The organism is Nostoc piscinale CENA21 (assembly GCF_001298445.1).
Lineage (GTDB): Bacteria > Cyanobacteriota > Cyanobacteriia > Cyanobacteriales > Nostocaceae > Nostoc_B > Nostoc_B piscinale_A.
In genome coordinates, this window is record NZ_CP012036.1 from 1520905 (window position 1) to 1533554 (window position 12650).

General features: G+C 41.5%; 11 protein-coding genes and 1 pseudogene. 9 read left to right on the forward strand and 3 right to left on the reverse strand.

Translation table 11 applies throughout. From position 1 onward, the window contains the following. Positions 1-2: 2 nt before the first annotated feature. Together ACX27_RS06705 and ACX27_RS06715 are read left to right on the forward strand one after the other, a co-directional pair. Positions 3-350 (forward strand): YbaB/EbfC family nucleoid-associated protein, encoded by a 348-nt coding sequence (locus ACX27_RS06705; RefSeq protein WP_062290022.1) that lies wholly within the window; start codon positions 3-5, stop codon positions 348-350. A gap of 245 nt (positions 351-595) precedes the next feature. Next, a complete protein-coding gene (locus ACX27_RS06715; protein ID WP_083468684.1) occupies positions 596-1081 on the forward strand; it encodes a low molecular weight protein-tyrosine-phosphatase in 486 nt (161 codons plus the stop codon). 148 nt (positions 1082-1229) lie between these two features. On the opposite strand, the gene ACX27_RS06720 is transcribed toward ACX27_RS06715, so the two are convergent. Then, entirely contained in the window at positions 1230-1913 is a 684-nt protein-coding gene (locus tag ACX27_RS06720; protein WP_062290031.1) for a response regulator transcription factor, read from the reverse strand. 478 nt (positions 1914-2391) lie between these two features. Here ACX27_RS06720 and smpB point away from each other — a divergent pair, with 478 nt between their 5' ends. Next, positions 2392-2859, forward strand: a complete 468-nt coding sequence (smpB, locus tag ACX27_RS06725) for an SsrA-binding protein SmpB (RefSeq protein ID WP_062290034.1) — start codon at positions 2392-2394, stop codon at positions 2857-2859. Positions 2860-3093: 234 nt separating this feature from the next. After that, positions 3094-3372 carry a WGxxGxxG family protein gene (locus ACX27_RS06730; protein ID WP_062290038.1) on the forward strand — a complete coding sequence of 93 codons (279 nt, stop codon included), beginning with the start codon at positions 3094-3096 and terminating at the stop codon, positions 3370-3372. 78 nt (positions 3373-3450) lie between these two features. Here ACX27_RS06730 and ACX27_RS06735 read toward each other — a convergent pair whose 3' ends face one another. Both ACX27_RS06735 and ACX27_RS06740 read right to left on the reverse strand, forming a co-directional pair. Then, positions 3451-4878 carry an IctB family putative bicarbonate transporter gene (locus ACX27_RS06735; protein ID WP_062290041.1) on the reverse strand — a complete coding sequence of 476 codons (1428 nt, stop codon included), beginning with the start codon at positions 4876-4878 and terminating at the stop codon, positions 3451-3453. Between the two features lie 381 nt (positions 4879-5259). Then, a pseudogene (locus ACX27_RS06740) lies at positions 5260-6814 on the reverse strand (GAF domain-containing sensor histidine kinase). Positions 6815-7596: 782 nt separating this feature from the next. Between ACX27_RS06740 and ACX27_RS06745 the strand changes: the two are divergent. The 5 genes from ACX27_RS06745 (at position 7597) to ACX27_RS35065 (ending at position 12649) form a co-directional block, all read left to right on the forward strand. Continuing rightward, positions 7597-8766: a DegT/DnrJ/EryC1/StrS family aminotransferase gene (locus tag ACX27_RS06745; RefSeq protein WP_062290044.1), complete on the forward strand. Its 1170-nt coding sequence runs from the start codon at positions 7597-7599 to the stop codon at positions 8764-8766. A 387-nt stretch (positions 8767-9153) separates the two neighbouring features. Then, positions 9154-10053: a cyanoexosortase B gene (gene crtB / locus ACX27_RS06750; protein WP_062290047.1), complete on the forward strand. Its 900-nt coding sequence runs from the start codon at positions 9154-9156 to the stop codon at positions 10051-10053. Positions 10054-10064: 11 nt separating this feature from the next. Continuing rightward, positions 10065-10508: a hypothetical protein gene (locus ACX27_RS06755; protein WP_062290049.1), complete on the forward strand. Its 444-nt coding sequence runs from the start codon at positions 10065-10067 to the stop codon at positions 10506-10508. A 22-nt stretch (positions 10509-10530) separates the two neighbouring features. Beyond that, complete coding sequence (locus ACX27_RS33455; RefSeq protein ID WP_083468685.1) at positions 10531-10878, forward strand: hypothetical protein; 348 nt, start codon at positions 10531-10533, stop codon at positions 10876-10878. After that, entirely contained in the window at positions 10844-12649 is a 1806-nt protein-coding gene (locus ACX27_RS35065) for an NACHT domain-containing protein (RefSeq protein WP_261340324.1), read from the forward strand. The genes ACX27_RS33455 and ACX27_RS35065 overlap by 35 nt, the downstream gene beginning before the upstream one ends. Position 12650 lies beyond the last annotated feature (1 nt).

Consider the following 12650-nt stretch of genomic DNA (forward strand, 5'->3'; position numbering starts at 1 on the left):
TTATGACAGGTAAAGGACAAGGATTCGGCTTTGGCTTAGGCAAAATGAAAGAACTCGCCGAAGCCTTTAAAAAAGCACAGCAAGTTCAAGAAGGTGCAAAGCGACTCCAAGAAGAATTGGAGCAGATGGAAATTCAAGGAGAAGCTGGTGGTGGTCTGGTCAAAGTGATTGTCAGCGGGAACCAAGAACCCAAGCGAGTAGAAATTTCTCCTGATGCCTTAGCACAAGGGGCAGAATTACTTTCCGACCTTGTAACAGTGGCAATGAAAGACGCTTACAACAAGTCCACAGCCACAATGCGGGAACGGATGGAAGAATTGACCAGTGGACTGGAATTGCCTGGATTTTAGTCATTAGTCATTAGGAGCCAGTGCCGTGGGCGGATTTCCCACGCCAGTCGCTACAACGGAGGGAACCTCCCTTCGGGTTCGCAGTTCCTTCAAGTCGGCAAAGCCGCCCAACGGACTGCTCACCGCAACGCGCTGGCTCGACTTGAGGCGACTATCGTCGGCTCTGCCGACTCCCTCACTGGCGTTCATTAGTCATTGGTTTGTACAAATGGCAAGTGACAAAAGACAAAGGACAAAAAATACCTATGCCCTACAAGCTTTTGTTTGTCTGTCTGGGAAACATCTGTCGTTCGCCATCGGCAGAAAACATCATGAATCATCTCGTCGATCAGGTTGGATTAAGTAACAGCATTCTCTGTGATTCTGCTGGTACATCTAGCTATCACATTGGTAGTCCGCCTGACCGCCGGATGAGTGCGGCGGCGGCTGCTAAATTAGGAATTCAACTGCGTGGTCGAGCCAGACAATTTGCCAAGTCAGATTTTCAGGAGTTTGATTTGATTTTGGCAATGGATAGAGATAATTATAATGATATTCTCTCCCTTGATCCCACTGGCAAATATCACCACAAAGTGCGTTTAATGTGTGATTCTTGCACTCGACATAACCTCAAAGAAGTTCCAGATCCCTACTACGGAGGAGTGGAGGGATTTAATCAAGTCATTGATTTACTAGTGGATGCTTGTGAAGGTCTACTTCAGGAGATTACGCAGCAAGAATTACAAGCGTAATTGATACACAAATAGTCCAGAAGTTACGCACAAAGGTTATTTCTGAACAGTGGGTGTAGGGGTGTAGGGGTGTAGGGTTTTGAATACTTACATTCCTACATCCTCCTCCAAACCCTTGATTGTTTCTATTAGTGCTTAAGTTCTATAGTTATTCGACTAAACCATGTTTAATTGCAAACCGTACCAGTTCAGCCCGGTTACTGGTAGCGGTTTTTCTTAATAAACTACTAACGTACTTTTCTACTGTCCTAGGACTGAGGTGTAATTGTTGACCCATTTCCACATTTGACAGGCCATGAGTCAGCAGTTCTAGGACTTCTTGCTCTCTGGAGGTCAGGGATGAGAAAAACTCTGGTTTGTCTAGGTGGGTAAAGACAGAGTTCTGAGCTTCTACGGCTGTTGCTGGGGTAGAATTAGTGAGATTTTCTTTATGAGAAACGCGGTATTCCGATTGAATAATTTGCGATCGCTCCAACAAATTGCGAATAGCTGCTGCTAACTCTTCCAATTCAAACGGCTTTGGTAAATATAAATCGCACCCCGATTGATAACCGAGAATTCTCTCCTGGGTTTTGGTACGTGCTGTTAATAAAATTACAGGCAACAAACGAAATCCTGGTTGTTGGCGCACTCGGCGTACCAGTTCATAGCCATTCATCCTTGGCATAACAATATCAGTGACAATTAAATCAGGACGGTATTCTTCTACCATTGCTAAAGCTTCTTGACCGTCATTAGCCGTGATCACCGAGTAGCCAGACAGTTCAAGATAATCGCTAATAGACAGACGAGTGCCCAGGTCGTCATCCACCACAAGGATCGTCAAGGGCATGGACAGTACACCCCTAGCATTTTTTTTTACTTGGAAATTTGCTTCTACGAGCTTTTTCAGTGAACACAGCTAATAATAGTGTTCTTATGTTTCATACTATGACAGGATTACCAGCTAATGACTGTCCGAATAGTTAAATTATAAAGAAAATCTTAAATCATTAGGAGTGGCTCAAGCAGTTTAACGTAGGTTGCATAGCTAGTGCTTGTTAGACATAGAGACTTTTGTAATTCTTAACAACTTGCAATTAATTGAGAGTAATAACTCACCATACTGTAAATAATATTGACCTTATTAATCATAATGCAGTATCTGATGCGGCAAAAAACATTTTAATTGATAGTTGTCAAAAGCTAGATTAATAGAATAACACTGATATTCCGCGAATAATTAATTTATAGTGGGTTAATATGCCTCTATAAATTCACCTGCCAATCTCAACGATTTTGGCAACACATTTAAACTTATAAAAGTATCAATGAGTGACAAAAGCGAAAGTTACAAAGTCATTAGTGACAACCGTCAAGCCCGTTATTTGTATGAAATCTTGGAAACTTATGAAGCTGGTGTGCAGTTGACTGGAACAGAGGTGAAATCCATTCGTGCTGGCAAGGTGAATCTCCAAGATGGTTATGCGTTGATTCGTGATGGAGAAATATGGCTAATTAATGTGCATATTTCTCCATACAATGCTAGTGGGCAATATTTTAATCATGAACCACGACGGACACGCAAGTTATTACTGCATCGTCAGGAAATTCGGAAGTTGATTGGCAAAGTAGAACAGCAGGGTTTGACACTAGTACCTTTAAAAATGTATCTCAAGCGAGGCTGGGTAAAAATCAGCATTGCCCTTGGGAAAGGTAAAAAACTCCATGACAAACGAGAAGACCTCAAACGTCGTCAGGATCAACGTGATATTCAAAGGGCAATGAAAAATTATTAGTCAATGGTCAGAAAAGGGACTGGGGACTAGAGGTTAGGGGCTAGTATTTTTACTCATCACTTTTAATCAAGGAAATATAAGGAAAATATTTCAGAATTCAGACTTCACACTTTTTCTTTATATACCTTCAGCGTGAGTGGAGAAGTAGCCTAGTTTATGGCTACAGATTGATTCTGGTCTTGCTAGGAGTAGATACAGTGGTGAGTAACTTTGGAACCAACAAGGAACCTCACCATGAAACTTAATTTGACTAAAGCTGTTAGTGCTGGAGTATTGACATTAGGTATGGCAATTATGCCTTTGACATTGCCTGTGCAAGCTCAAGACAACACTACTACAACTACTGGTGATGCGCCAAGAACAACAACTTACGATCGCAATGATTTTGATTGGGGTTGGTTAGGATTATTAGGTCTTATTGGTTTAGCTGGTTTAGCTGGTAGAAAACGTAACGATGAACCTACCCGTTATCGTGATCCTAACGCGCCTGGTGCTACTAGCTACAGGGACTAGCACCACAAAATAGAATGGGGCAACATCAACAACAGAAATGGGCAAGTTTGCAATATAAACTTGCCCCTTTATTCATTATTAACTAGTAGCAGACTCTGGGTTAGATGAATTCATGGCTTGGCTACTATTTTGATGTAATGGTCGCCAGTAACTCGCAATGATAGCCACCATCAGCCACCACAGGGTATTTACTTCCGGCCGGAACCAGATTGTATCTACAGTACCGTGGGCTAACATTCCCAGCAAAGTTGCACAAGCACCAATTAGCCAAAATCCTTGAACATTTCCTGTTTCGCGCAATCTCCGCAGTTGTATAAATGCTGAGTTAAAGGTCACTACTATCAACCACAGGAAACAAGCCAAACCAACAAAACCAGTTTCCACAGCGACTTCTAACAGAATTGAGTAGGCACTTAAAGCACTGTATCGAGGACGTTGATATAGTGGGTAAACTTTATTAAAAGCGTTATGTCCTGGGCCAATACCAATAATCGGGCGATCGCGGATCATTTCAAAGACAGCATCCCAAACATTGCGGCGATAATTGTTACTACTATCTTGGCGATCGGCAAAAATACTCAAAACTCTCAAACGTACAGGCTCAACAAAGATAACTGCCAGTACCAATAATCCCAGCAAACCGCCTAGAATTATCGGCAGTGACCAAGTACGCCAAAAAGGAGGTAACTGTAAACTCTGCCAATAAATTAATAATGCGATCGCTGTTAAAATTGCGACTAATAGTCCAATCCAGCCACCACGGCTAAAAGTCAAAATTAAGCAAGCCGTGTTCACAACTACCATTGTCAACGCCAAAGCTTTTTTGACCCAGCCTTGCCAAACAAAAATTGCCACTAAACTCAAAACTACAGCTGGCATTAAATAACCAGCCAACAAGTTAGGATTACCCAAATAACTATAAACCCTGGTTGTCTTAGACAAAGGTGATTCCGGGTCTACCCATGTGGCTAATTGGGCAGCGCCAAAAAACCATTGCCGTAATCCATATACACTAACAATTAGCGATATATGTAGATATACCGTAATAATCCATGACCGCAGTCGTGGCGACCTGAGTACCCTAGCACAAAGAGCAAACAACAACAAATATAGTGTTAAAGTTACCAAGTCATTCAAAGCAGCCTTTTTCACTGGTGATAATGCTGTAGCTACCACAGCAATTCCCCAATAAAGCAATACCAACAAGTGAATAGGAGTGACTAACGGCGCATTGGCTGGTACTCGTTCATCAGATAAAGTCAACAACAGCCAAAATCCCACACATGCTATCAGCAGCACCCCAATCAATGTACTCGACACAAAAGGCGCAAGGACATAAATTAAGCTGATTAAGGCAGCTGCGATTACGTCTCCCCACTGAAGCAAAATGCTACTTTGTCGCCACGAATTCAGCAAACCAATCGAACAACGGCGTAAATAGCTCGTTGCTAGATATTCTTTGAGTGGTAAATCAGATAAAGTCAATCGTTGCCAGACTAAATTCATAAAACACACTGCATTTAATGAGCAGAACTGCACAGACAGAACTTGCACTCAATGATAATGCGGGTGATTATAAACAGTTCACAACAGCAATCGCAAGACCATATTGCATCTGCGCGAAAACAGGAATATCACATCTAAAAATTGGAAAAAATCGAAATTTAAGATTTTAATCTTTTTACTTAGGTTACTCCCACAAATCAATTATCCCATTTGTTTACTCCACAAGACTTCTATCCACCTTGTCTTCCTTGCCCCTAAATCACGGAATATTTTTTAATGTCAGCCCCTTATGCCTTTCCAGACTAATTTTGATGTATTTGATGATGCTGATTGATGGGAAAAAATTAATAGTTGGGTAGATTCAAAATAATTAGCTTGTGATTAAATTTCGTTAACAGCTTCGCTCGTATTAGCAGTTTGTAGCGGCAAAGAAAGTACATAACGGTGTCCTGATTCTGCTGAACCTTGAATCGAAATTTGTCCACCATGCAATTCCGCCAATTGACAACTGAGCAATAAACCTAAGCTTTCACGAGATAAACCATTATTACTCTTAACTAATTCCATCTCAGGATTGACAGTTAATAAATCTGAATAGGAATCATTTAAGTTTGGTGATTGTTCTAGTGCTATTGTTAAACTTCCTAATTCATCTGGGTTTGCGGAATAAGCACTGTATGATACTGCTTCATTGGTCAATTCCAATAAAGATAAGGGATGAAGCCGAAAATAAGGGTCAACTTCAGTAATTCCATCTCCTAACCAAGGATGTGAAACCCAAACAGTAATATTGAGGGTATTTTCCTTGTAGGAAACATGAATCCGCACAATACTACCTGTAGCAGACAACTGAATCACGCTGAACACCATGTGATAAAGTATTTGCCGCACTTTGTCTTTATCTAAAGGCCAAATGCGACCACGCCCTGGTTCGATTGACAGACGAATATCCTGCTCCCGACGGTTAGCTGGCTCTTCTAAGCTATTAATGGCTTGTTGGCATAACATTTCGATGTCTACTGGAGCTAAGTTGAGACTCTGGGAATTGTCCTCTACAGCACCTAATTCAGTGATCTCGTTAACTAAAGAAAGTAAGTAACGACCGCTGTGTTGGATAATTTCTAGGTACTCTCTTTGCTTGGTTGTCAAAGGCCCATAAATTTCTCTACCTAAGACACTAGCCATACCCAACACAGAAGTCAAAGGAGTACGTAACTCTTGGGTAAGTTGCCCTAATAGCTCTAGTTTTAGTTGTTTAGTAGAATGTGATTCTTTTTCTAAACTCGCTGATGTGAGCTTAATGCCATTGCTAGACTCATCATTGATGAACAAAGTAGACGCATTCTTGTGATTGCTTTTTTCTGGTCTACTTTGCAGGAGTCGGTTGCGCTCAAATTCACTCATGCTCCAACGAGCAATGATTTGCAGAAATTCAATATCTCGATTTTTTAAATTCGCGCGGTACCAAATCCATCACGGCTAAGGCACCTAAACAATGACCAGAAGAATCAATTAATGGCACTCCCAAGTAGGCGCGAATGCCATATTCTTGTACTAATTTACTAGTAACAATAGTATTACTACTATATTTATGAGTGTCGTTAATGACTAACTCTCTGCAAGTTTCTACCACTTGGGTACAGAAAGATTCTCGGCGCAATAACTGACGGTTTTGCGCTAAATGATTCATTAATCCCAGTCTGGATAAACCTACTGCTGACTTAAACCAGTGACGTTCCTGATCTACAAATCCCAATATGGAAATTGGTGCTTCCAAAAAATGGGCAGCCGTTTGAGTAGCTTCCTCAAAAACTGGTATTGTTTCGGGTTGTCGCAAACCAAGTTCTGACAGCACTGTGAGGCGCTGTTGTTCTCTTGTTTCCTGAGAAGCCCAACCATCCTTAAGAGCAAATAAGTTATTTTCAGGCTCTACCATTGCCACCGCTACCTTGATAATTCGTCGATATTGTAATATATATAACCACTGTTGCCGGGTTATGATTTCCTATTGTTAAGCATTCCCCAATTTTGCCCTCGACAAACAATAATCGCATAGAAATTTTATACACCTGTGGAAAATACTGAGATATACAAGGATGCCAAAATTACTCAAGGTTTTGATATCAGACAACGTTAGTTTTTAACTTAACCTGGGTAATATAATTCTAAAGATTGGTATAAAAGTATTTTCTCTATAGTAGTTTTATACATAGGGCAAAAATGAGGTTTTCTGCCGTATTTACGCAAACATTGTTTACACCTAGAATAATTTTTACGTATAAATACGGTTAAACAAATTTAATCGGATTTAAGGGAATATTTTGCTTTTTATGAGGAAAAAATACAGATTGTTCTAGTATTTAACAAATGAAAAAAATCTACTTTTCCAGAAGTATATAGCGTTTTCCATTTCAATGAAGTACATTCATCTAACCTAAGTGCCTCTATCCCCTATCAACTTGTAATGTACTCAACCGAAAAACGCTGTAAATTCGTCAGCAACCAAAATTAATATCAGAGTTTTATGTTGATTACTCATGAATTTTATGGCAAAGAAAAGGGTATTTCTCAGAGAAAAAATTTTATTCAAGAATAAATTTTATCAAAGGTTTACTTATGTTTTACAAATCTGAGGTGTTTAAAGTTTATGGTTAAACACATCAGGTTAAACAGATTTTCTAGCAAGTTTTACACCTAAAGTTTGAGGCGCAATTATCAATGAATAAAATGGCTGTGAGAGTCCCTTTTGTTGATTTAAATTTACAACATCAACCAATTCAAAATCAATTGGAACAAGCAATTAATAGTGTATTACATCGGGGAGATTTTGTTTTAGGTAAGGCAGTAGCAGATTTTGAAACAGCCTTTGCCGCAGCATCTAGTTCACAATATGGTGTGGGTGTAGCTTCGGGTACAGATGCGATCGCTCTCGGTTTACAAGCTTGTAATATTGGTGTGGGTGATGAAGTAATTTTGCCAGCCAACACTTTTGTCGCCACATTAATTGGAGTGCTACGAGTTGGTGCAAAACCAATTTTAGTTGATTGTGACCCCGATACAGCCTTAATTGATTTAGCAGCAGCAGCTAAAGTCGTTACCGCCCAAACTAAAGCGATTATTCCTGTACATTTGTATGGGCAGATGGTATCGCCAAAACAATTATTAGATTTTGCAGCTACATACAAACTATTGATTTTTGAAGATGCAGCCCAAGCGCACTTAGCTGAACGCGAAGGTTATCGGGCGGGTTCTGTGGGAACAGCCGCTGCTTTTAGCTTTTACCCCAGCAAGAATTTAGGGGCTTTTGGTGATGGCGGAATGTTAATTACCAAAGATCCAGAAATTGCCCAAAAAATGGTGCGCTTACGCAATTACGGTGCAGCCCAAAAGTATGTGCATGTAGAACCGGGGACAAATAGTCGCTTAGATACCTTGCAAGCAGCAGTGTTGCAGGCAAAATTGCCTTATTTGCAACAGTGGAATAGCGATCGCAACTCCATCGCCCAACAGTACGATACTCAATTAGCCTCCTTAGCATCTGCTGGCATTATCCCCGTACAAAATCAAAGCGGCGCAGGACATGTCTATCATCTCTACGTCATTAAAATTGATGATTCGACTTCACCAGAACGCCGCCAGCAAATTCAAGACAAACTCTCAGCCGTCGGTATTCAAACTGGAATTCACTACCCAATTCCTTGCCATCTTCAACCAGCATTCACCTATCTGGGCTATCAACCAGGAGATTTCCCCCACTCTGAAAAACTAGCCAAACAGATATTATCTCTACCCATGTATCCTGGTTTAAGCAGTAGCCAAATTCAAGAAGTCGTGGCAGAGATTACATCAATCATGAGTGGCGAACAACAACAGTTGTTATCTGTCTAAAAACCAAGAATTCAGGAGTCACTGCCAGAGAGTGACACATTTCGGCAAGCTCAATAACCATCTGCGCGGGTTCCAAAATATTGATTTTAGGACTTACTCATAAAAACGAAAAATCAAGGGTTTTGGCGAGGGTGTAGGGGTACAGGGGTATAGGGGTGTATGTATCTAAAACCCTTCCGCCACACACCCTTACACCCTTACACCCAATCTTCATAGACAATCTTGGTGCGTAAGTCCTGGATTTGATGTTAGTCCGCGCAGGCGGACTTCGGTTGTGTAGCCCCAGACTTTAGTCTGTGGGCATAATGAGATTCATCCCAGAGACTAAATTTATAATCTGATAGTCTTTTGACTCCTGAGTTCGGAATTCTTCAATACTTTAAAATCATGGCACTTCCGCAACACATTCAAATTAAAAGCACCCAACAAATACTGAGCATCGCAATTTTAGGCGTATTAGCATTGCTATACACACCCTTGTTGCTTCATTGGCTAGGTGGTTGGCTACACAAAACTATCAGCATCGAACACGAATATTTTAGTCACGGCATCATCGGTCTACCGTTTGCTGCTTACTTGAGTTGGTTAAACCGCAAACAATGGCAACGCTTACCAGATAGCACTCATCCCGTGGGTGCTTTTTTACTGTTAATTGGCGGCGTATTTTATCTGAGCGGAATTGCCGATTGGGTTAATCTGTCTTTGCCAATTATTCTGACAGGATTGTGCCTGTGGTTTAAAGGTGTAGCAGGTTTGCGCTTACAAGGCTTCCCGTTAGTATTGATATTTTTAGCAACCCCCACCTTTGTACCTTATTTATTAGTTCCCTACACCTTACCCCTACAAAGCTTTATTGCTGGCACAGCCGGATTCATACTCAATCAAATTGGGATGCAAGTTACCGTCGATGAAATCAATATTTACGTTGGCGGACGCATTGTGGAAGTAGCACCCTATTGCGCGGGGTTAAAAATGTTGTTTACAACTCTCTACGTCAGCTTAATGCTGCTGTACTGGACTGGGGCTTTGGTTTCCCGACGCATTAGTGTTTGGTTTATGTGTATTGCTGTAGCCATTAGCGTTACCGCCAATATTATTCGGAACACTTTCCTCAGTTATTTTCACGGTACAGGTAACGAAGCCGCATTTAAATGGTTACACGATAGTTGGGGTGGTGATCTGTATTCTGCTTGTATGCTTTTATTATTGGTACCATTACTGAACTGGATGAACAACAATTTTTTGGCATATCCAGAAAATGCAGAACCAATAGAAGAGCAGAACTAACAAAAAAAGCTATGTTTGGTAAAAAACAGCCAGAACAACCAAGCCAGTCTCAAAGTATCAGTGGTGTAAATTTAACCGGGAGTGCAATTCAACAAGGACAGGCGGGACGCGAGCTCCAGCAAAGTCAATCGAGCAAACTGGACACACAGCAGCAAATCACTAACACCGATGTAGTTAAGCAGCTGGAGAACTTGGAAACAGCCGTTAAAGCTGCTTCACTGACTCCAGATGAAAAAGATGAACTGTTGGACTATGTACGCCCTGCCAAGCGCGAAGCCAGCAAGGAAGAACCGAACAAAGATTTGGTAGGGCAGAATCTCAAACAGGTCAATGAGACACTCAAAACCATGAAAGAAACCACAGAAGCCGGCAAAAGCTTGTGGCAAACGGGACAGGAAGTTTTTCAAGCTATTGCCCCCTGGTTAGGAGTAGCGGCAAAACTCATCGGAATGTAGAGATTATTATTGATTATGGGTGATGGAGCAGAATCAGGGTATTGGCGATAGCTCACTGCAAAATAGTGAAGTTCAGCAGACACAGGCAAGCCGGGATGCGGTTAGCTTTCAAAATAGTCAAGCTAACCAAGTCACAATCAATAACATTATCTTGCGGATGTTTAGCAAACCACAGCCACCGCAAGTTAATTGGGACTGGGGACAACGATTACTCAAAGAAAAACAGTTACCAGATATTCGTCAACGCTTGACCGATACTTTGGGGAAGCAGCGAATTGCCATGAATGTCTCTTTTGCTGAACAGTTATCTTGGGTAAGTCGAAGTTTGCAGATTAATGGCGAAGATTATTGGGACTATAGATGCCAATAAACTGCTGATTGAGATATTTGAAAGAGATGACGTTCAAGGCAAATTGCTGATTTTAGGTGCGCCAGGAGCAGGGAAAACTACAGCACTCTTGGGTTTAGCCGAGCAGTTGGTGTGGGGGGCGCGGCAAAATCCTAAAACTGTCATCCCTGTTTTATTTGAGCTTTCGACTTGGCGGGATGATAACCAAAGCATTGAAAAATGGTTGATTGAGCAACTTTATGAACTACACGGGGGAGAACCTAAATATAAAATTTATGAGGGTTGGCTAGAACAACGGGTGTTATTACCGTTGTTGGATGGTTTAGATGAATTGGGGCTAGAAAGACAAAAGAAATGTACCATCAAGCTGAATGAATTTGCTCGTCATTATCCCCATGTTGTAGTTTGTTGTCGGATTAAAGAATTTGAGGCTGTCAACCTGAAGCTAAACAACCTTAGAGGTGCGGTGTCTCTCCAACCTTTATCTGACTTTCAAATTCAAGATTATCTTTATAGCTTGAATCGTTCAGAATTATGGTCAGTCATTGAGGGAAATCCAAATTTAATCAATTTGCTAGAACCAACTTCAGAAAACGAGCCGGGTTTGTTGCGTGTGCCGTTGTTCATTAAGCTAGTGGTTGATGTGTATGACCCAGAACAGCCAATTAGCAACAAAGCAGATTTATTAGAGAAGTATATTGACCGCCAGTTGTCGAGAGATACCCGTGAACAAGAACGCCGCCAAGAAAGGGAAAGGAGCAAATGGGCGTATAAAACACTGAAAGATGAACCAGGTTGGCAGCAAACCCGCCGCACTTTAAGTTGGATAGCAAAGCGGTTGCAAGATAACAACACAGTAGAGTTGCTGATTGAGCAAATGCAGCCGACTTGGATTGAGTCTCAACATTTACGACGACGCTATCGGCTGATTTACGGGCTGATTTTCGGGCTGATTTTCGGGTTGATTGGAGGACTGATTGTTGGGTTGATTGTCGGGCTGATTGTCGGGCTGATTGTTGGGTTGATTGGAGGACTGATTGTTGGGTTGATTGGAGGACTGACTGGAGATAAAGATCCGATGGATTATTTGATAGGAAAGCTAATTAGAAATTCGATAGAAAATTTTGATATCAATCATATTGAACCTCTTGAAACATTTAAAATTTTGATATCTCGTAAAGCAATACATAAAATTTTAAATAAATTACACTATTGGCTGATTTACGGGCTGATTGTCGGGCTGATTTACGGGCTGATTGACGGGCTGATTGAAGGGCTGATTGAAGGGCTGATTTACGGGCTAATTTACGGGCTGATTTACGGGCTGATTGAAGGGCTGATTTACGGGCTTAAGGAAGAATTAAAAGTGCGATCTCTGCCCAACCAAGGCATCTGGAACTCATTACAGAGTATGCTATGGACAACAGCCTTGAGTTATCCCCTCGGCGTAATTTTGATGATGGCGGCTCTAGTGGCTCGTAGAGTAGCAGAAAAGCATGACTGGCTAGATTTACCAGGGATTTTATTACGCAACTGTCCCCAATATTTGCTACCAGGGCTACTTATGGCTCTATTATTCGGTTTTATGGTTGGTGGTGGGGCTCCTTGTGTACAGCACTTTTCCCTACGCCTCGTTCTTTGGCAAAGTGGCGCTATCCCCTGGAATCTTGCCCAATTCCTCAACTACTGCGTTGAACGGCGCTTACTCTTGCGCGTTGGTGGGCGTTACCGCTTCCTGCACCGCGAACTCCTCGACCATTTTGCTAATTCTGGCACTGCTCATCTCCGGTAAT